A 19,810-nucleotide genomic window follows, 5' to 3' on the forward strand; every position below is an offset into this window, starting at 1 on the left:
CGCCATCCCGGCGAGCACCACCGACCAGGACGCCGCATGGCAGTTCATCGACTGGGCAACCAACGCTGACTACCATCAGCTCGTTGCTGACACCGACGGCTGGGCCGCAGTTCCTCCGGGCACCCGTCAGTCGCTGTACGCGAACCCCGAGTACCTCGAGGCTGCCGACGCATTTGCCCAGCGCACCCTCGACGCCATGCTCGCTGCCCCGATCGACAACCCCGGCACCACGCCGCGGCCCGGTCTGCCCGGCGTGCAGTACGTCGGTGTTCCCGAATTCCAGGACGTCGGCACCCGCTGCACCGAGCTGTTCTCCGCAGCCATCGCTGGTTCGATGAGCGTCGACGCCGCACTGAGTGACTGCCAGATCATCGCTTCTGAAGTGAGCACCTGATCCCCCTGAGCTCCTGATCCCCCTCAGGGAGTGAAACGATCGATCCGGTCGGGCTCACGCTCGGCCGGGTCGGTCACCCTGGGGTACTGAACGCCGAATTCTGAAAACCGAATACTGAACATCAGTCCGGCCGGGCGTCTCGTACGCCCGGCCGGGTTGTTTACAGTCACAACCGGGCCATCTCGAAGGGGGAGCGTCATGTCGAACGCTGTTGTCGATCGCGACACCGAATCGCGCGCCGACGAAGTCAAACGTTTAGAACGTCGCGAAGGGTGGAAGCGCCGAATTCCGATTCTTCCCGCGCTGCTCTTCACCATCGTGGTGACGCAGATCCCGTTCCTGTTCACACTTTTCTACAGTCTCACCGAATGGCGGCTTGACACGCCCGAGCCGCGTGAGTTCATCGGTCTCGACAACTACACCTCCCTGCCAGACGACAAGTTCTTCCGAGACGCTGCTTGGATCAGCGTGCAGATGACCGTGATGGCGGTCTTGTTCTCGCTGATCGTCGGCACCCTGCTCGCCATCCTCCTCGACCGCAAGTTTTTTGGTCAGGGCTTCGTGCGCACGCTGCTCATCACCCCGTTCCTGGTGATGCCGGTCGTTGCCGGCTTCATGTGGAAGACGCAGATGTTCAGTGCCACGTTCGGCGTGATCAACTGGGTCATCAACCTGTTCGGCTTTGAGTCCGTCGAATTCGCCACCCGGTACCCACTTGCCTCGGTCGTCGTCGTGCTCGTGTGGCAGTGGAGTCCGTTCATGATGTTGATCGTGCTCGCCGGCCTCCAAGGCCAAGACACATCGGTCCTCGAAGCCGCTCGTGTCGACGGTGCCACGACGTTCGGCATCTTCCGCCAGATCACCTTCCCTCAGCTTCGTCCGTTCCTCGAACTCGGCACGTTGCTCGGCGCCATCTATCTCATCCAGGTGTACGACCACATCGAAGTCATCGTCGGCGGTCAACCCGGCGCCAAGAACCTGCCCTTCTACATCGCACAGCGGTCGATCGGCGGTGGCAACCGATTCGGTCTGGCGTCGGCGTACTCCATCGTCATGGTCATCGCGGCGATCATCATCGCCAACATCGGTTTGCGAGTGCTGTCCAACCTGCTGAAGGACGATTCCTGATGGCTGTATTCACCCGTGCCCCCAAAGCCGAACCTATCCTCGGTCAGAACCGCGTCGTTGCCCATCTCCTCGCGTTGCTGACGTGGATCATCGGCCTGCTGTTCTTCTTCCCGCTTTTTTGGCTCACGCTCAACGGCTTCAAGGAAGAATCCGTCGCCAACTCGAGTCCAGTGCTGTTCTTCGACCCGACCCTCGACCGCTTCTCCGAAGTCACCGAATCAACCACCGGCCTGCTGAGCTTCACCGAGGCGTTCGGTAACTCGTTCTGGATCGTGTTGATCTCGACGGTGCTCGTCATGGCACTCGCCGTGCCAGCCGCCTACGCCCTGGCGATTCGCCCGATGCGCAAGTGGCGCGACGTGCTGTTCTTCTTCATCTCCACGAAGTTCTTGCCGATCGTGGGTGCGATCATGCCGCTCTGGATCATCGCCCGCGACCTCGATCTGCTGGGCACGCGAACCGTCCTCGTCATCCTCTACACGGCAATGAACCTGCCCCTCGCCGTGTGGATGTTGCGATCGTTCTTCGCCGAAGTGCCCAAGGAACTCATCGAAGCAGCGCAGATCGACGGCTGCAGCCTGATAGGCCAGATCCGTCAGGTGATCATGCCGATCGTGGCACCCGGCTTGGCAGCAACTGCCCTGCTGTGTGTGATCTTTGCGTGGAACGAGTTCTTCCTTGCCGTGCAGTTGAACCCGGTCGGTGCGTCCACCATTCCGGTCTGGGTCAACTCACAGCAAAAATTTCAAGGCCAGTTCCTTGCGGGACTCAGCGCCGCGTCGGTCCTTGCAACGTTGCCCGTCGTTCTCGCCGGTTGGATCGCTCAGAAGCGCATGATCCGCGGCCTTGCGATGGGAGCCATCAAGTGATGGCCGCCCCGCAATCTCTCACCAACCACACAACGGTTCTCGTGAACATACACGTGCGACCGAACCCCGAAAGTTCACGAGAACGACTGGAGCAGCGTCATGGCTGAAGTGCGATACGAAGCAGCGAGCCGGATCTACCCCGGCAGCGAGATCCCTGCGGTCGACAGCCTCGACCTCGACATCCACGACGGCGAACTCCTAGTCCTGGTCGGACCCTCCGGTTCTGGCAAGTCAACGGCGTTGCGCATGTTGGCCGGCCTCGAGACCGTCAACAAGGGCAGCATCTACATCAACGATGTCGACGTGACCCTGAAGCCCCCGCAGGACCGTGACATCGCCATGGTGTTCCAGAACTACGCGCTGTACCCCAGCATGACCGTCGCTGAGAACATGGGCTTCGCGCTCAAGCAATCCAAGGTGCCGAAGGAAGAGCGTCGCCGGCAGGTGGAAGAAGCCGCACGCATCCTGGACCTCACGCCGTACCTCGATCGGAAGCCCAAGAACCTGTCTGGCGGCCAACGCCAGCGAGTCGCCATGGGCCGCGCGATCGTGCGGAGTCCCCAGGTGTTCCTGATGGACGAGCCGCTGTCGAACCTCGATGCGAAGTTGCGAGTGCAGACTCGCGCCGAACTCGCCGACCTCCAAGCACGGCTCGGTGTGACGATGGTGTACGTCACTCACGACCAGGTCGAAGCCATGACCATGGGGCACCGTGTCGCTGTTCTGAAGGACGGCATCCTGCAGCAGGTCGACGCTCCACGGACGCTGTACAACTCGCCGAAGAATCGTTTTGTCGCCGGGTTCATCGGTTCGCCCGCGATGAACATCGTCGACGTCGAGCGCATCGACGGACGGCTCGCGATCGGCTCTTTGCCGATCGAGCTCACGGCCGATCAGACGGCAGCTGCATCGTCGGATGATTCGACTGACCTCGCGGTCGGCGTTCGGCCCGAGCATCTCACGCTCGCAAATGGTGGCCTCGATGGCGAAGTGTCGGTCGTGGAGGCACTCGGATCTGAGTCATTTCTCCATGTGAGGACCCAGCATCAGGGCGAAGAGCTCGTGCTGGTGGTTCGTGAAGACGGCCAGAGTGACATCACCCGCGGTGACAACGTGTCGGTTTCCATCATTGGCCCGGTTCATCTGTTTGGCGGCGACGGCGAACGCCTCGGCGACTGAACCTCAAAACGTTGGACGAATGATCTTCAGCTGCGGCGAGGCGCTTGTCGACGTCGTCCCCGATCCGGTTCCCGGTGGCGGGCCGATGAACGTGGCGATCGCGGCCGCTCGCCTCGGTGCGCCTTCCGCGTTTGTTGGAGGAGTGTCGACCGACCACTTCGGCCAGATGCTCTGGTCGCACCTCGAGGCCAACAGTGTCGACGTGTCGCTCTGTCAGCGTTTCGATGCGCCGACCGCACGGGCGATCGTCGAACACGTCCCCGAGCTGCGCTTCCGTTTCGAGGGAGAAGGAACGGCTGACACGCTGTTGGCCGACCTCGATGTGTCGAAGGTGAGTGGTCGAGCGAACATCGTGCATGGCGGCACCCTCGGACTTTTCCGCGGGCGAACTGCGGAGACGCTGGCCGAGTTGGCCGAATCACACGACGGGCTGGTGTCGCTTGACCCGAATATCAGGCCGCGGGTCATCGACGACCGCGATGTATGGAACAACTTTCACGATCGATGGCTACCGCACGTCGACATCTACAAGGGGTCGGACGAAGACCTCGAGTGGATCTGGCCCGACCGAACGCCCGAGCAGTCGGCCGAGTGGTTGCTCGCCCAAGGAGTCCGTGCAGTCATCGTGACCCGGGGATCGGATGGTCTTTCCGTCCTCACCTTGTCGTCAGAATCGCGGGCAGTCCCGCCCCCAGTCGACGTCGTCGACACCGTGGGCGCAGGCGACACGATCGTCGGAACGGTGCTCACCTCGATCAACGAACGCTTCGAGGGTGACGAGATCGACCTCGGTGAGCTCAACGCCGCCGACTGGCAAACCTTCGCCGAGCGTGCGGTCGCGGCCGCCGCAATCACGTGTTCTCGGGCCGGCGCTGACGTCCCGTACCGCCACGAACTGGACTGGTAATCCGATCGAAGTTCAATCGAAGCACGATCGGCCACAACTGATCAACCCTCAGCCGCTAGCACGGAACCATCGTCACCCAATATGTTGTAGTGATTGCGAGGGCACCTCACCAGGCACTCTTGCGTTGACGGATTGGGTGCGGATCGTAGCGTGCATGGTGATCCGTCGTCGCCGTACTGCCTCTGCGAGGGCTACGAGCGCGTTTGCGTCCCACGCAGCCTCCAATCTCGTGATCGACGTCAATGGGCACAGTCCGAGACATACACCATCGCGGCATCGGTAGCGCAACACTCCGGCCCTTATCGAGCGCCCGATAATCGCAGTTGCTGATCTGTCCGGTGGAGCGTCCTTCCGAGGCACAGTCGGATCGGCGTTGGCTGATTGACAGGCAATTTGACTGGGACACATTGGTTATCCCCGGTCGGCAACTGGGAACGGGCAAGATGGCTCTATCCTTGCGCGTACACGTGCGAGTTTCCTCGTGCGCCCGTCGCGACCCTCTTCGTGATTCCCTTTGTACATAGTTGCAAGCAGCTGTGTGACATCAGCGCGGTACTGTCAATGGGATGGGTGACGAACAACTGGGTCCGGACACTGTCAACGTTGTGCATGAGCCGAACTCCAAGGGCATCGCTTTAGGGCTCCAGCCCGCTAAGTCGCTTCAGAGTCCCCCCTCGCGCACAACTCAGAGGGCTGCAGCCCTTACAAACGCTGAAGAGTACGGTGAAACAGGCGTTGACCTGATCGACGAAAACGACATCGATGATGGAGTTGAGAGTCGTCTCGAAGATCACGGTGCGCCGGTGAAGCAGCACGGATTGCCCCAGGGGATTTAACTTTTCATTTACGGCTGGGCTTCTGAACTGGAACCGGATGTCCAACCAGCGAAATGGAGAGATAGAGAGGTGTCATGACTCGGCGAATCATCGTCCTTGGGCTCAGCGTGTTGGCTGTCGTTTCTTGTGGAACCGACAGTGAGCTTCCTGCAGCAACAGCAGTACCTGTTACCACGGCACCGCCTACGACCACTGCAGTTGTGACGTTGCCTGTGGTCATTGATGACAACAGCGGAGACGTTGCTGCCTCGACAACCCCCGATGCACAAACCGCTACGTCACCAAGTACTACACCCGTTTCAACATCGGCTCCGGTGGTCATTGTCGTAAAGGACCCTGCGGTACCCGGCGTTGTGATCACATCTTGGACTGTCGTGGACGGAGACACCATCAAGACCGACGGTCAGTCAATTCGCATCCTCGGCTACGACACACCCGAGCGAGGCGAATGCGGCTACGACGAAGCCAGCGAGTTCCTTGCCGATCTGCTGGCAACTGGGACGGTCTCGTTGACCGCAGACAGCGGTGATGACACCGACAAGTACGACCGTCTGCTGCGTCATGTTCTGGTGGACGGCAAACCGGTTGGTCTGAGCATGATCGAAGCCGGAAAAGCGAACGCCCGATACGACGCGATCGACGGCTACCCACTGCACCGATACCAAGACCAGTACCGCGCGACAGACAGCGAGAACACGTTTGACTGTGTGGTCGTGTCGCTGCCGCAAACAGGCTCAGCAGTTGAGCTTTGGAACCTGCCTGGCCCAGATCTCGACTGCTCTGACATTCGTCGCAAGGTCCGTATAACTGGACCCGACTACCACCGCCTCGACCGCGACGGTGACGGCTGGGGATGCGAAAGCTATGGCTAACACCACGTCCACCACGCTCTAGAACACGGGGCCATCAGCCCTGCGGGCGAAACACAAACATGTTCGACGGTTCAGCCGGTCGAGGTTTGTCAGCCGATCACGCCGGCCCGGTTCGCTTCAGTCAGAGCGGCCTACGCGCATCGAGAGGTAAGACCGGTAATGAACGGAGGTGTCGCTCCGCTTGCAGCCATTTCGACTTCGACTTCGATGAACTCTTCTTGGGTGTACTCGCCTTCGAGTCCCTCTAACACGCACAAACAGTACGAATCTTCTCCACCAGCACCACGGCAGGACTCAAGGAAGTTCTCTCGAATTTCAGCTGCGTACTCACGACCGTTTGACGCCTCGTCATCGGAGCTACACGCAACTCCGGTGACAACAAGAAGGCCCACCAGCAAAGATTTCATCCACGTGACTTGAAGTTACCCGACATTCGTGAAAGTCAAAAAGTGTGAGGTAAGACCGTTTGAACGCGAAACCGGTTGCGTCAAGAGTTGAGCAGAAGAATCAACATCACAGGCACGCCAAGCATCACCAGTGTCGTCACCGCGATGTAGATCGGGAACGGCGCTTTGAGGAATTGTGTGCCGAACGCGGAGCCTTGGAGTTCTTCGCTCATGTCTTTGCGCATCGCAGCAATGTCCATCACAGCGCCGAATGAAAGAAACCACAGGTAAAACCCGAGCGCTCCGACCGCAACCGACAGGGCTTGTTTGCCGTCATCGCTGAATCGATTTAATGAAACGGCAATCGCAATGCCAACGGTCATCAACATGAGACTTTTCAAACACACGAAAAGCATGTCTGCTCGGTGGCTGATCCATTTGTGTAGGTCGTTGTTATCCATTGCGCACTCCCTTTCGTTTGGTTACCTCCATACAAGCAGATGCAAGACGACCTCTGCGGGACCCGCCAGTTGCGTCGAAGATTGCACTGAACTCCTTCTCAAAGGTCAGCGCGTCGGGACTGTGAGGGTTGCCGGCATCGTCGGTCACTCAGTCTTTTTCGCTCACGACGGAGCCGAAAGACTTTTTGGCAAAGGGACGCGCTCGAAGCGGATGGGCGAAGAAGTTTTTGTCTGCTTCAATCGTTGGCGAGAAGCTGTTGGTAGTCCTCCCAGGTGTCGACATCCAACGGGATGTCGGCATCGACTCGCACGCGGGCCGTCTCGTGTTGACCGGACTCGAGAAGCTTCCACACTGCCTTGTCGCCGTGCAGGTCAGCGAGCGGACCGAACATGCTGCGAGCGAACCAGAACGGGTGACCGGTGCCGTCGTTGTACTCGATAACTGCGAGCTCGGCGCCCGCTGCGGCTGCATCCAGAAGCGAGTCGACGGCCGCAGACGGCACGCCCGGCTGGTCGCCGAGGAACAGCACGAAGCCCGCAGCTTTCGGGTTGATCGCATCGAGAGCTGACACGATCGACGACGAACAACCGTTGGTGTGATGGACGCTGTCAACCACGTCGACCCCCGACAGATCGACCGTTTCGCGCACCTCGGGAGCAGCACCTCCAAGGGTGACGATCGTCTGGGCGAAACCGAAACCAGTGACAGTCTCAATCGTCGCGTCGAGCAAGGTCGCTTCACGGAACGGGAGCAGCTGCTTGGGCTGACCCAGGCGCCGCGACGACCCGGCAGCTAACACCAGCGCTGTAACGATCATCGTGAGGCTTCCCACATGTCGACGAACGCTAGCTAACACTACGGTGTGAGTCGTGTACGGAATTGCTCTGAGTGTCGCTGCGTGCCTTCGAGGGGGCACGCGCGTAGATGTCGCGTGGAGTCTCGACCCTGAGCAGGTACCGACGTTCGATCCGACTGATGCGGTCGCAATCACGCCGGGCGGGGGACGCCTCGGTTCACTGCTCGGTGGCGCGCTCGACAGTCGCTTAGTTGAGCTTTCCCTCAGCGGGTCGAACGAGGCACGTGTCGTTACCTGCGAGCTCGACGGTATCGAGTCGTCCGCACTTGGGGTTCCGCAGGGCACTGTCGTGCGCATTGTGTTCGCGCCAGCTGAGGTCCTCCCCGAGGAGCTGTGGGAGCCGTTGCTGGAACGCGAACCAGTCGCCATCGTGGCTGCGAAGGAAAATGACCGATTAAGTGAGATTCGTTTCGTCGCCCCGCAGGGTTCGACTGGCTTCAGCCTTGACGACGAGCAGCTCAGCGCGAGCTGGGCGCCGACGCCGTCACTCGTCCTGTTCGGGGGTGGGCCGATGGCTGATGCGCTCAGCCACGCTGCAGGGTTCGTTGGTTGGAGCGTGGACCGGGTGAGTGGCGCCGATCACGCCATCGGTGTCGCTGCCAACTTGTCTGCTATCGACGGGATCGTCGTGATGGGCCACGACACTGAAGCTGTCGGCCGCGTCCTGCAAGCAGCACTCGGCTCGCGGGTCGGCTACATCGGGTCAATCGGGCCGAGTTCGCTGCAAGAGGATCGTGGTGACTGGCTTGCCTTTCGGGGCGTCACCGATACCCGGCGCGTCCACGGGCCAGCTGGCTTTCCGATCGGAGCGCGAACTCCTGAGGAGGTTGCCGTGTCGGTGGTCTGTGAGATGCTGAGCGTTCGCGAAGATCCCGATAGCTGATCGACTGCTCCGTGGAATCACCTGCTGTGGACTCGCGCTACAGTTTGTGAGTCGGGCGTTGCATCGTCCGGCCAAAGTGGGGCAAAGGGATCAAAGATGACCAACAATCCGCACGAGATTGACAACGTGTTGCAAGACGTCTGGGCAGGCAACGAAGACGTCAGCGCCGACGCGGACTGCAGCCCGACCAAGGTCTGCCGCAACGCCCGAGAATTCAGCTTCGATGGAATCGCCGAAGGCGATGACGACCTCGGCACGTCATGGCGCAACCTCCTCGCCCGGGAAGGCAAGCTCGCTGCAGGCGATACTGCCTCGGTTCGAGACCTGGTGCTCGGCTCGACGAACGACTGAGCTCCGATGACTCAGCCACCGGCGGAGCCGCCGTCCAGCGTCCCTGACCTTCAGAACCAGCTGCGCGACGTCGGCTACCTCGCTGACAGGGGTCTCGCCACCGCAACGCTGATCTCGCTTCGACTCGGCCGACCGCTGTTACTTGAAGGTGAGGTCGGTGTCGGCAAGACCGAGTTGGCGAAATGCCTTGCGCAGCTCACGGGCCGTGAACTGATCCGGCTGCAGTGCTACGAAGGCATCGACACGCACCAGGCGCTGTACGAATGGGACTACGCACGACAGATGCTGCACGTGCGGGCCCTATCTGAACGTGAGCTCACCGACTCAGCCACCGTTGGCGGGCTCTACGCGGAGGAGTTCCTGCTCGAACGACCGTTGCTACAAGCAGTCCGTGCCGGCGGCAGGTCGGTGCTCCTGATTGACGAGATTGATCGCGCCGACGACGAGTTCGAGGCGTTCCTCCTAGAACTTCTCTCGGACTTCCAGATCACGATCCCCGAGATCGGCACCATGAAAGCCGAGGACAGACCCATTGTTGTTCTCACGTCCAATCGAACCCGTGAGCTACACGATGCGCTGAAGCGACGATGTCTGTACCACTGGATCGGCTACCCGACGGTGAGCGAAGAAGTCGACATCGTCCGGGTTCGGGCTCCTGACGTGGCCGAAGCTTTGACGCGCAAAGTAGTTGATGCAGTTCATCGTCTCCGCGACTTGGATCTGGCCAAACCGCCTGGAGTTGCCGAGACCATTGATTGGGTCGAGGCGCTCGGCGCGATTGGTGCTGACAATCTCGACGGTGAGACCGCGATCGACACGCTCGGTTCGGTGATCAAAGATCGCGACGACCTCGAATTCGTGTCGTCGGGAATTGACCGTGTCATACCTGATGCCTGATCAAGAACACGACGCAGCTACCGGCGATCCGCAGATCGTCGATCGTCTCGTCGCGTTCGGCACCGCGCTGCGCGAGGCCGGACTGCCGGTCGGAACCGATGACGTGTTGACGTTCTGCGGGGCGGTCGCAGAACTAACGCCATCGGACCTTGAGGACGTCTACTGGTCCGGACGGACCACGCTGGTCAACCGCCGCGACCATCTTCCCGTGTACGACGAGCTGTTCCGCCGGTACTTTCTGCACGTACCCGCCGGAGCTGAACGAAAGCACACCAAGGATCGCCATGCCCCGCAGGGGTCGACCGGCACAATCAATGTGCCAGACGCTGAGCCTGGGGACCGTGAGTCCGAAGAGCCGCCGCTGGTGTTGGGATTGCAGGCGTCGTCACTCGAGATCGAACGCACCAAAAAGTTCTCTGCCTGCTCAGACGCTGAGCTTGCCGCTGTACGCCGAATGATCGCCCGGATGCGCGTCGAACCACCTAAACGACGGACCCGTCGCTACTGCAACGACCCGTCAGGGTCGGTGATCGACGTGCGCCGCATGGCACGCGCAGAGATGGACCTTCACACCGCCGCAACTGCGCTTTTGCGCATGGACCGCAAGCGCAAACCGCGGACGCTTGTGCTGCTTCTTGACGTGTCAGGCTCGATGGCTGATCACTCACGCAACCTGTTGCAGTTCGCGTATTCGATGCGCCAGGCCGCCCAGAAGGTCGAAGTGTTCTGCTTCGGAACGCGTCTGACCCGCGTCACACCTTTGCTTGACCGGCGTAATCCCGACGCCGCAATGCGGTTGGCCGCTGAAAAAGTTGTCGACTGGGACGGCGGAACGCGGATCGGTGATTCGGTTGAAACGTTCGTGAAGGACTGGGGTCGGCGTGGGCTGAGTCGAGGCGCAACAGTGATCATCTGCTCCGACGGCCTCGACCGCGGCGACCCGGCGGTGCTTGCTGTCGCGATGGAGAAGCTCGAACGACTTTCGCATCGCATCGTGTGGATGAACCCGCTCCACGACGCACAGGGTGGCGTTCCGCCCACTCTCGCAATGGCAGTCGTCGGCCCTCATATCGACGAGATCACCTCGGGCAAAGATCTCGCGAGTCTTGAGGACTTCGCGTCGCGCCTCGCACAGATTGGATGATGAGACAATGAGCAAGTGGAGTGTGTCGATTAAAGCCGAAGGTGACCGGCCGATGGAACTCGAAGAGATCGTCGCACTCGCTGATGCAGTGGCGCCGCTCGACGGCATTGCGTCAGGTATCGGCGCAATGAGCTACGGCGCGCAGATTGTTGTTGAGGCTGACAGTGCCGATGAAGCGGTCGACGTGGCGCTCCCTTTGTTCGCTGAAGCGGTCGTGACGGCCGGTGCACCGCAGTGGCCGGTCACCAAAGCCGAGGTCACCGGCGATGAAGAGGACTACTTCGAGTGACCGTCAAAAAACCATGATCCGTCTCGGGTCCCTTGCCGGTTACCCGTTTGAGGGGCCCCGCGTCCTTGGTGGCTGGCAGCCGCCTGTCACGGGGGCCGTGTACGCGATCCTGTACCTAGCTGACCCGGACGGCAAGCCTCACGATTTCGCAGTAATTGACGTTGACCAGGCGGAAAACCTGCGCGAAGCGGGGTTACCGAACGCTCATCGAAGGGCCAAATGTTGGGAACGGCGTGCGGGCACGAAGTGGGGTGTTTACATCGCGACGTACGAGGTCCCCGGCGGGACGGAACGCCATCGGATCCAGATCGTCAAGGAACTCCTCAGCGTGTACAAGCCGGGCTGCGCGCCTGAGCAGTACGACCAGGCATGGCAAGACGAGTGGATCGGCCGCTACGACGCGCCGACAACTGGCCCGTTGACAACCAATCGGGACCCGAACGAGACCTGACGCTCCACGTCGGGTGATGAATGCCGGCGGCTTTTAGCGGCTGATTGGCTCAGGGTTGTAGCCGACAGCTTCGTTGAGCCTTGACCGTCGTGAACCCATTGCAGGTAGGGCCGGCGGCCGCTCGGTTCCTTCGGGTTCCGGCTCGTAGGTGGCGCCTGTAACGATGCCTTCAGCGAAGCCATACAGCAGCGGTAGCGCCCCGGCGACGACTGCACCGGTGCGGTTGATGCGCTCGACGCCTGGGCCGATGGCCTCGGTGTCGCGCTCGATCTTCCACACGATCTGCGCGCATTCCTCGAGCATTGTCGCCACGCGGCCGAGCTGGCTGCCAAGCACGTAAAGGAAGAACGCTAAGCCTGCAATCAGCAAGGTGATCGCGATGACACTGAAAGTGACGAGCATGGTCATGAGCGCACCTTGTCCAGAACTCGGCCGAGGAACAGATGATGTTCGAGGCCTTCATTGAGTACGCCGTCGACAGCGTCAGCGGTCTGGCCGATCAACGCCGTGTCAGCGGTGTTCGCTGAAGCTTCTTCAAGGGTGACTTTGATGGCAGCGACCCGCTGCTCGATGGTCCTCACGAACATCACTAGCAAGGTCAGCAGTGCCACGACCGCGACGATGACGACGAATCCGAGAACAATCGCTGTCCACCACAGCTCCTCTTCTCGATCAGTAATTGCCTGTATCACGGTTCAGCCCCCCAACCGCTTGCGGCCGCGGTTCAGCCCTGCAGTGATCGCGCCGGCAGCGTCGATCGTCGTATTGAGTTCTTTCAGCGCGTCGGTGTTTTCGACGGTCTCTTCGAGGTGACCGTTGATCGTCGCTGCGCGTTGCCCAATTGATCGGGCAAGGATGAGAATCGGGACCACGAGAGCCACGACGGCGACTACAACAACGGCCCCGACCGTGAAGCCAATAGTCCAGCTGGTGTCCAGCATCAGCATTGCAACTCCTTAGATCGAGTCCGCGAAGTCGCGGACGGGTTTCAGGCTCGCGTTTACCGACGGCAACGCCGTCGGCACAGTCGAGGTTTTGGCTGCGATCACTTCGACTCCACCGTTCAACGATTCGAGCGTTTTGTCGACTGCTCGCAGATGAACAGCGACCCGGAATAAGCCGACCGCAGCGAAAAAGACGATCAACAGAGCGATGATCACCGTGACCCAGGCAACTAATGACATGTGAACCTCTCCTACTCTTCCGGAAGTAACTTCGCGACTGAACCTGCGTACCGAACAGCGCCGTCGGCGACTTCTTCGATCACGGTGTCGGTCGTAGCGAGCAACTCGGGGGTGTTGTTGAGCTCACCAATAGCGGCGACGCCCCCAGCGAGGATGTCGTCGCTCGCTTTGCGAATACGTTCAACTGCACCGAGCAGCCGACTGAGCAGCACAACAGCTACCAGTGCGGCTACCAACAGCAAAATATTTCCAATCCACCACAACATGAGCGTCTCCTATACAGCCTCGGGCGAATACGGCATGAAGAACCGACGAAAGATACGTGCAAGCGCCATCCGCACGGCCCGCAGACCGATCGCGAAACCGCTGGGGCTACTTGACGCAAGTTGGCCGACCTCGTCGGGACTGCGTCCGGCGGCGATCGCATCAAGTCGTGCTCCGGCGTTGGCAGCGAAATCGTCGAGAAGCACGGCGGTCACGTCGGAGACGAGCCCACGTCCGTACTGGGCGGCTGCTCCGGAGAGTTGCAGGTCCATCGTCACTGCGACCTTTGTTCCGCTGGCGGTCGTTTCGAGCGCAGCGTCAACGAGCATTGCTGCTTGACCGCGCCCTTTCTTTTCCGCTCCTGCCGCGTCGACTTTGATCGTGTGCGTGTCCTCGTTGCGCTCAAGGATCTTCGCGTTTCCGTCGAAACTGAGCTTGACCGGTCCGAGGCCGATGACGACCCCGCCCGCGTAGTGGTCCTCGCCGATCTCTTCGTTGAGTTCGGTTCCGGGAAGACACTTCGCCACCTGCGGAATGTTTTCGAAGAACGTCCAGACGCGATCGATTGGATGATCGACTTCGAAATTATTGGTTATCAGCATCTATACCCCCTGCTGGCTTCCGAACGCTGCCCGGCAACCCGAGCAGCAGAAGTAGTACGTCATGTCGCCCACATCGAGCGGATGGCTGGTGTCGACAGCGTCGACCGTCATTCCACAGATGGGGTCGATCGCTGTCTCGACCTTCGGCAGATCGATCTGAATGGCTGCAGCGAACTCGCCCGCTGCTCGGCGCTGCACAAGGTCGGCGAGGATGGCCACCGCCATTTCCTTGTGGGTTGTGCTGCCGAGGTTGAGACCGGCCGGCACGCGAAGCGCATCGAGTTCGGTCTCATCGAAAGACTGGGCAAGGAACGACCGGATTACTTCGCCTCGCTTCGCTGATGCCACAACGCCCACGTAAGCCGGTGACGCCTTTAACGCAGCGACAACGATGTCTTCATCGCCATGACCCTGAGTAGCGACGACCACAATGGAGTGCGACGACAACAGGCCCTCACTGAAATCAGGCCCTCCGACGAGTTCGACGTTCCAGTCGAGCTGACTAGCTTGCTCGCAGAGGGTCTGGGCCATCGGTGAATCACCGATGATCACGAGATGCGGCATCGATATCACTGGCTCCAAATAGATCTGCAGAGCTCCTTCGCTCTGACATGACATTTCGACAGCCATCGTGCCGTCGGGGAGATCACCGAAGCGGTCGTTTGCGCCGAGGGCGAGCAATCGCGGTGATCCGGCTTCGAGTGTCTTCACTGCTTCGCGTTTGAACACCGGCTCGGCGCAGGCTCCGCCGATCCAACCGTGAATTTCGCCGGTCGCGGTGTAGATCGCCCGAGAGCCGTGTTGGCCTGAAGATGGGCCTTCGCGCCAGACGACGGTGGCGAGCACGAACGGTGTTCCGCGACGCGCAAGGTCAACGGCGCGCTCCAGCACACCCCAGCCTTCCACGGCGCGGTCGAGGTTCACCCGTCGGTCCTTACCGGCGGTGCTCCGGAGATGTTTTGTCCGGTCTGGAGTGCCTCGTAGACCCGATCGGGAAGCAGCGGCATATCGATGTTACGAACGCCGGTCCCCTTGAGGGCGTCCATCACTGCGTTGACGAACGCTGCCGGGCCACCCACTGTGGCGCACTCGCCGATGCCTTTGGCTCCAATTGGGTGGTGCGGGCACGGAGTCACAACTTCGTGGAGTTCGAAGCCCGGTGTCTCCCAGGCGGTCGGTAGCAGATAATCCATGTAGTTCGAGCCGACACAATTGCCTGCCTCATCGAACGTGATGAATTGCATGTTCGCCATCGCGTACGCCTCGGTGAGCCCACCCATGATCTGACCTTCGACGATCATTGGATTGATGCGCACACCGCAGTCATCGACGGCAACCACGCGCAACACGTCCCACACTCCGGTCTCAGGGTCGACTTCGACTGTCGCGATGTAGCAGGCGAAAGGCCAGGTGAGGTTGGGTGGGTCGTAATACGCGTTGTTCTCCAAGCCAGGCTCCATGCCGTCAGGCACATTGCTGTACGCAGCCATTGCGCACTCCTGAATGGTCACTCCGCGATCCTGGGCTCCGCGGACATAGAACCGGCCGAGTTCCCACTCGATGTCCTCGTCGGATACCTCGAGCAGGTGAGCGGCAATTTTGCGTGCCTTCGCGCGGATCTTCCGGCTGACCATCGAGACCGCTGCCCCTGCGACTGGCGTGGACCGAGATGCATAGGTACCCATGCCGAACGGTGCGGTATCGGTGTCACCTTCCTCGACAACGATGTCCTCAGCGGGGATGCCGAGTTCGTGTGCAACGATCTGGGCCCATGTGGTCTCATGGCCTTGGCCCTGGGACTTCGCGCCCGTCCGAAGAATTGCTTTGCCAGTCATGTGGACCCGCAACTCGGCGGAGTCGAACATCTTGATGCCGAGAATGTCGTACTCGCGGCTGTTGCCGGCGCCAAGCGGTTCGGTCATCGTCGAGATGCCGATCCCGAGCAGCCGCCCGCGCTGCTTGGCCTCTTCTTTCTGCGCAAGGAAGTCCTCATAGCCGATTGCTTCGAGGCCCATGTTGAGACACTTCTCGTACTGCCCCGAGTCGGTGAGGAACCCAAACGGAGTGCGGTGCGGGAAGTCGTCGTCGCGTACGAGGTTGACACGACGGAACTCAGCTTGGTCCATGCCCAGTTCGTCGGCGGCGGCCTGCACCATTCGCTCTTGGAAGAACATTGCCTCGGTGACGCGGAACGAGCAGCGATACGCGACGCCTCCCGGTGCTTTGTTCGTGTAGATACCCCGAGCCGTGAGATGCGCGGAAGGGATGTCGTAACACGCAAATGCGGAGTGCATCAGCCCGATCTTGAACTTCGAGGGCTGCGCGTCGGAGAAAAACGCTCCGTGGTCGGAGTCCGTGTGCATCCGCACCGCGAGGATCTTTCCGTCGTTACGCAACGCCATCTGGCCTTTGAGGTAGACGTCGCGCCCAAACCCGGTGGAGATCAGGTTGCTGGTCTTGTCCTCGATCCACTTGACAGGTCGCTCGAGCAGAATTGACGCAAGAATCGACGCAACGTAGCCGGGATACACGGGGACCTTGTTGCCGAAGCCTCCACCGAGGTCGGGGGCGATGATCCGGATCATGTGCTCGGGGATCTCGGCGACGAGCGAAACTGCTGCGCGGATGATGTGCGGTGCCTGCGACGTCATGTAAACGGTGAGCTTGGAGGTGGCCCGGTCGTAGTCGGCAATCGATCCGCAGGTCTCGATCGGCGACGGATGCGAACGCGGGTAGTGCATGTCGATTTCAGAGATCAGGTCAGCGTTCGCGAAGGCCTGGTCGGTGCCATCTCGATCTCCGACTTCCCAGTCGAACACGACGTTGTCATGCTGATTGACTTTGTCGTCGCGGATGAGCGGCGCGCCGGGAGCGAGAGCCTGCTCAGGGTTGACGACTGGCGGTAGCGGTTCGTATTTGACAACGATCGCTTCGACGCCATCTCGTGCGATGTAGGGGTCGTCGGCGATGACAGCACAGACCTCTTGGCCCTGGAACCGAACCTTGTCAGTTGCCAGTACTGCTTGCGTGTCATACGACAGCGTTGGCATCCATGCAAGGTTGCGCGCGGCCATCATTTCGCCGGTCATCACCATGCGGACACCAGGTATTGCGTACGCCGCACTGGTGTCGATCGAGGTGATCTTCGCGTGTGCCAAGGGGCTGCGCAGGATCTCCATGTACAACATGCCGGGCAGGACCACGTCGTCGACGTAGTTTCCTGTCCCGCGGATGAAACGGTTGTCCTCGACCCGGCGCCGACTTGCCCCGAGGCCTCCGATTTTGATCTCGTCGAGTGTCACGCTCAGTTTCCTTCTTCTTCGATTTGCGGCGGCGCGTCACCACGCATCTTCTGCGCAGCCCAGAGCACGGCTTTTACGATGTTCTGATATCCGGTGCAACGGCAAAGGTTTCCCGACAGCGCCCACCGGACTTCGTCTTCGGTGGGGTCAGGGTTCTCGTCGAGCAACGCTTTTGCGCTGAGCATCATCCCCGGCGTGCAGAAACCGCATTGCAGTCCGTGCTCATCTTTGAAGCCCTCTTGGATTGGATGCAGTTCGCTAGCAGTTGCCAAACCCTCAACGGTGGTGACGTCGTGATTGTTGGCCTGCACAGCAAAGACCGTGCAGCTCTTCACCGGTTGGCCGTCGAGCAGCACGGTGCACGCTCCGCAGTTCGTTGTGTCGCAACCGGTGTGGGTGCCTGTTAAACGGAAGCCGTTGCGCAGCAAGTGTGCCAGCAGCAGGCGGGGCTCGACGTCGGCGGCGCGCCGCTCGCCATTCACGCGCACGTTGACTCGTGTAACGGCGACGTTGTCGTCGGTCGTAACTGCTACTTCTTCGAAAAGGCTGGTCATGTCAGGCCACCTGCTGTTCTGATCGTTGGACGTTGGCAAGGATTCGGCTCACGAAGGTCGACACCACGTGACGTTTGTAGTCGGCGCTCCCTCGATGGTCAGATCGAGGTTTGGAGATCTCAGCAGCCAGGCGTGCCGCGTTCGCAATAGATTCGGCGTCGAGGCGCGAACCGACGAGGGCCGCAGCAGCGTCGCTCGCGTCGACGGTTTGGGAACCAACACCGGTCAGCCCGATGCCGGCCTTAGTAACGCTGTCGCCGGACATCTCCAACGCAATGGCCACGCCGGCAGTCGCGAAATCACCGACTCGTCGCTCCAACTTGAGGTACCCACCGACGCGGGTGCCTTGCGCCGGTTCAATCACGGCTTCGGTCGCGATCTCGTCGCGGCTCAGAATGGTTTGGAATGGGCCAGAGACGAGTTCCTTCACAGGAATCGATCGGCTGCCGTTCGGGCCGACAGCGGTGACTGAGCCATCGAGGGCAACCATGCACGATGCCCAGTCGCCTTGCGGGTCGGCATGGCAGACCGAGCCGACGAACGTGCCACGAGTACGTACGATCGGGTCGGCGACCAGCGGCGCGGCGGCAGCGATGGTCGGCTGATGGTCGCCGAGCGTCGTCGACTTCTCGAGCTGGGCGTGACGGCACAGTGCGCCAATGCGGTAGGTGCCGTCGGCGTCGGCTCCGTGCAAGTCGAGACCGGGGATGTTGTTGATGTCAACCAACGTCGCCGGGCTAGCGAAGCGCAGCTTCATCATTGGGATGAGGCTCTGACCGCCGGCAAGCACTTTGGCATCGTCGGTCGACCTGAGGATCTGAATCGCCTCGGCGAGCGACGTCGGTGCTTCATAGTTAAAGCGGGATGGATACATATCCGGACTCGATTCCTGTTCTGCGAATGGGCGAAGAAGCTGAGGACCTAGAAACCCTCAGGGTCCGGAACAGCGCGGGGCATCCCGTCCGGGTCGGGGTCTGGCCGTCGTTGCTGGTGTGGCGGCCACGGCCCCTGGACGGGTTGGCCTGCCACCTTCAGATGGTCGATGAGATGCGGCCACGCCCACACGGTCGGGCTGTCGCCTTCCTTCGGGGTGTCAGCAATGAGTTCGTACATGCGCGGGTTACCCGCACTTTGACCCGATGACTCGATCGGCATTCAAAACCCCCATTTTTTGGACCGTCCCCCGACGGCCAACGTCAGGCAACCATAGCGGAGTAAACCCTGCGAGTCGATAGCCGATTTGTTGACGGTCTTCAACCGGTGTGAATGAACGCCGGTGCTGGCCGCGACACAGACGCCACCGACGAACTCATTGACGTTCGCGCAGATCTGGGCGACCAGCGGCATAACTCACCTGAGATCTTCGGACAGGTCGCCGGCCTTCACTGCGATCTGGCCGCCGAGCAAGCACGGCGCGATGAGCTACTCCGTCCGGGCGTGCCCGGGCCGTGCTCACGGTGCGTGAGCGGTAGCAGCACGATCGATAGTTGAGCTGACGAAACTGTCAACCGTTGTGTTTAGTTGCCGGGTGGAGCGAACTCGATCACCTGCTGGAAGGTCGGCCGGTTCGTAGCGCGGAAATCGTCGTCGATCAATCCGGGTGCGAACGTCAGCCGCTGTCCTTCGCTCAACCAGGTGGTCGGGTCATCGCCGCGTTCAGCGGCGACTTCGGTCGCTGCTGTGTCGATTGCTGTCCACAGCGCATCACGACAGGTGTCGATGTCACCGGACCCGCAGTACTGCACCCCAAACGGGCCGTCGACCGGCTCGCCGAGCAACGCACGAAGGTCCTTGTCGATCAGGCTTTCGTCGTTGATGCCACGTCGGGCGTCCGTGAGAGCCTCACCGAGTACCGGCTCGCTAACCGCTGCAGCGATTGGATCGAAGACGGCATCGAAGATCAGCGGTCCGGGGCTGTCATGGTCGCCGTTGTTGTCGGCGTCGAGCCGTGGAGCATCGTCGGCGATCCACTCATCGAGGATCGCAACTACTTCAGCAGC

Annotated in this window: 24 protein-coding genes and 2 pseudogenes; 13 read left to right on the forward strand and 13 right to left on the reverse strand. The window is 60.8% G+C overall.

Annotated features, from left to right (window positions below):
* From ACH2DW_RS13020 to ACH2DW_RS13050, 7 genes and pseudogenes are all read left to right on the forward strand, one after another.
* Positions 1 to 394 (forward strand): annotated as a pseudogene (locus ACH2DW_RS13020) (sugar ABC transporter substrate-binding protein); the annotation flags it as partial.
* A gap of 198 nt (positions 395 to 592) precedes the next feature.
* A complete protein-coding gene (locus ACH2DW_RS13025; protein ID WP_394930176.1) occupies positions 593 to 1,522 on the forward strand; it encodes a carbohydrate ABC transporter permease in 930 nt (309 codons plus the stop codon).
* Positions 1,522 to 2,391, forward strand: coding sequence for a carbohydrate ABC transporter permease (locus tag ACH2DW_RS13030; RefSeq protein ID WP_394930177.1), 870 nt, complete (start codon positions 1,522 to 1,524; stop codon positions 2,389 to 2,391). Before ACH2DW_RS13025 ends, ACH2DW_RS13030 begins: the two co-directional genes overlap by 1 nt.
* A gap of 99 nt (positions 2,392 to 2,490) precedes the next feature.
* Complete coding sequence (locus tag ACH2DW_RS13035; protein ID WP_394930178.1) at positions 2,491 to 3,570, forward strand: ABC transporter ATP-binding protein; 1,080 nt, start codon at positions 2,491 to 2,493, stop codon at positions 3,568 to 3,570.
* A 19-nt stretch (positions 3,571 to 3,589) separates the two neighbouring features.
* Positions 3,590 to 4,477, forward strand: a complete 888-nt coding sequence (locus ACH2DW_RS13040) for a carbohydrate kinase (protein WP_394930179.1) — start codon at positions 3,590 to 3,592, stop codon at positions 4,475 to 4,477.
* A 566-nt stretch (positions 4,478 to 5,043) separates the two neighbouring features.
* Positions 5,044 to 5,313: a hypothetical protein gene (locus ACH2DW_RS13045; RefSeq protein ID WP_394930180.1), complete on the forward strand. Its 270-nt coding sequence runs from the start codon at positions 5,044 to 5,046 to the stop codon at positions 5,311 to 5,313.
* 374 nt (positions 5,314 to 5,687) lie between these two features.
* Entirely contained in the window at positions 5,688 to 6,185 is a 498-nt protein-coding gene (locus tag ACH2DW_RS13050; RefSeq protein ID WP_394930181.1) for a thermonuclease family protein, read from the forward strand.
* Positions 6,186 to 6,672: 487 nt separating this feature from the next.
* Here ACH2DW_RS13050 and ACH2DW_RS13055 read toward each other — a convergent pair whose 3' ends face one another.
* Complete coding sequence (locus tag ACH2DW_RS13055; RefSeq protein ID WP_394930182.1) at positions 6,673 to 6,954, reverse strand: hypothetical protein; 282 nt, start codon at positions 6,952 to 6,954, stop codon at positions 6,673 to 6,675.
* 314 nt (positions 6,955 to 7,268) lie between these two features.
* The gene (locus tag ACH2DW_RS13060) at positions 7,269 to 7,850 is read right to left on the reverse strand and encodes an NTP transferase domain-containing protein (RefSeq protein WP_394930199.1); all 582 of its coding nucleotides are present in this window, start codon (positions 7,848 to 7,850) and stop codon (positions 7,269 to 7,271) included.
* Between the two features lie 52 nt (positions 7,851 to 7,902).
* On the opposite strand from ACH2DW_RS13060, the gene ACH2DW_RS13065 reads away from it, so the two are divergent.
* From ACH2DW_RS13065 to ACH2DW_RS13090, 6 genes are all read left to right on the forward strand, one after another.
* On the forward strand, positions 7,903 to 8,772 hold the full coding sequence (locus tag ACH2DW_RS13065; RefSeq protein WP_394930183.1) for an XdhC family protein: 870 nt from the start codon (positions 7,903 to 7,905) through the stop codon (positions 8,770 to 8,772).
* Positions 8,773 to 8,868: 96 nt separating this feature from the next.
* Entirely contained in the window at positions 8,869 to 9,123 is a 255-nt protein-coding gene (locus tag ACH2DW_RS13070) for a hypothetical protein (RefSeq protein WP_394930184.1), read from the forward strand.
* A gap of 6 nt (positions 9,124 to 9,129) precedes the next feature.
* Positions 9,130 to 10,020, forward strand: coding sequence for an AAA family ATPase (locus tag ACH2DW_RS13075; RefSeq protein WP_394930185.1), 891 nt, complete (start codon positions 9,130 to 9,132; stop codon positions 10,018 to 10,020).
* On the forward strand, positions 10,013 to 11,164 hold the full coding sequence (locus ACH2DW_RS13080) for a VWA domain-containing protein (protein WP_394930186.1): 1,152 nt from the start codon (positions 10,013 to 10,015) through the stop codon (positions 11,162 to 11,164). Before ACH2DW_RS13075 ends, ACH2DW_RS13080 begins: the two co-directional genes overlap by 8 nt.
* 7 nt (positions 11,165 to 11,171) lie before the next feature.
* A complete protein-coding gene (locus ACH2DW_RS13085; protein ID WP_394930187.1) occupies positions 11,172 to 11,453 on the forward strand; it encodes a hypothetical protein in 282 nt (93 codons plus the stop codon).
* Between the two features lie 13 nt (positions 11,454 to 11,466).
* Entirely contained in the window at positions 11,467 to 11,904 is a 438-nt protein-coding gene (locus ACH2DW_RS13090; protein ID WP_394930188.1) for a hypothetical protein, read from the forward strand.
* A gap of 33 nt (positions 11,905 to 11,937) precedes the next feature.
* Here ACH2DW_RS13090 and ACH2DW_RS13095 read toward each other — a convergent pair whose 3' ends face one another.
* From ACH2DW_RS13095 to ACH2DW_RS13145, 11 genes and pseudogenes are all read right to left on the reverse strand, one after another.
* Complete coding sequence (locus ACH2DW_RS13095) at positions 11,938 to 12,312, reverse strand: hypothetical protein (RefSeq protein ID WP_394930189.1); 375 nt, start codon at positions 12,310 to 12,312, stop codon at positions 11,938 to 11,940.
* On the reverse strand, positions 12,309 to 12,596 hold the full coding sequence (locus ACH2DW_RS13100) for a hypothetical protein (protein ID WP_394930190.1): 288 nt from the start codon (positions 12,594 to 12,596) through the stop codon (positions 12,309 to 12,311). The genes ACH2DW_RS13095 and ACH2DW_RS13100 overlap by 4 nt, the downstream gene beginning before the upstream one ends.
* A 3-nt stretch (positions 12,597 to 12,599) precedes the next feature.
* Positions 12,600 to 12,851 carry a hypothetical protein gene (locus ACH2DW_RS13105; protein WP_394930191.1) on the reverse strand — a complete coding sequence of 84 codons (252 nt, stop codon included), beginning with the start codon at positions 12,849 to 12,851 and terminating at the stop codon, positions 12,600 to 12,602.
* Between the two features lie 248 nt (positions 12,852 to 13,099).
* Entirely contained in the window at positions 13,100 to 13,354 is a 255-nt protein-coding gene (locus tag ACH2DW_RS13110; RefSeq protein ID WP_394930192.1) for a hypothetical protein, read from the reverse strand.
* A 9-nt stretch (positions 13,355 to 13,363) separates the two neighbouring features.
* Positions 13,364 to 13,954, reverse strand: a complete 591-nt coding sequence (locus tag ACH2DW_RS13115; protein WP_394930193.1) for an SRPBCC family protein — start codon at positions 13,952 to 13,954, stop codon at positions 13,364 to 13,366.
* A complete protein-coding gene (locus tag ACH2DW_RS13120; RefSeq protein ID WP_394930194.1) occupies positions 13,955 to 14,878 on the reverse strand; it encodes an XdhC family protein in 924 nt (307 codons plus the stop codon).
* On the reverse strand, positions 14,875 to 17,256 hold the full coding sequence (locus ACH2DW_RS13125) for an aerobic carbon-monoxide dehydrogenase large subunit (RefSeq protein WP_394930195.1): 2,382 nt from the start codon (positions 17,254 to 17,256) through the stop codon (positions 14,875 to 14,877). Before ACH2DW_RS13125 ends, ACH2DW_RS13120 begins: the two co-directional genes overlap by 4 nt.
* A 2-nt stretch (positions 17,257 to 17,258) precedes the next feature.
* Positions 17,259 to 17,810: a (2Fe-2S)-binding protein gene (locus ACH2DW_RS13130; protein WP_394930196.1), complete on the reverse strand. Its 552-nt coding sequence runs from the start codon at positions 17,808 to 17,810 to the stop codon at positions 17,259 to 17,261.
* A gap of 1 nt (position 17,811) precedes the next feature.
* Complete coding sequence (locus tag ACH2DW_RS13135) at positions 17,812 to 18,684, reverse strand: FAD binding domain-containing protein (RefSeq protein WP_394930197.1); 873 nt, start codon at positions 18,682 to 18,684, stop codon at positions 17,812 to 17,814.
* 47 nt (positions 18,685 to 18,731) lie between these two features.
* Positions 18,732 to 18,923, reverse strand: coding sequence for a hypothetical protein (locus ACH2DW_RS13140; protein WP_394930198.1), 192 nt, complete (start codon positions 18,921 to 18,923; stop codon positions 18,732 to 18,734).
* Positions 18,924 to 19,327: 404 nt separating this feature from the next.
* Positions 19,328 to 19,810 (reverse strand): annotated as a pseudogene (locus ACH2DW_RS13145) (hypothetical protein); the annotation flags it as partial.

The sequence above is a fragment of the uncultured Ilumatobacter sp. genome (genome assembly GCF_963980585.1).
Lineage (GTDB): Bacteria > Actinomycetota > Acidimicrobiia > Acidimicrobiales > Ilumatobacteraceae > Ilumatobacter_A.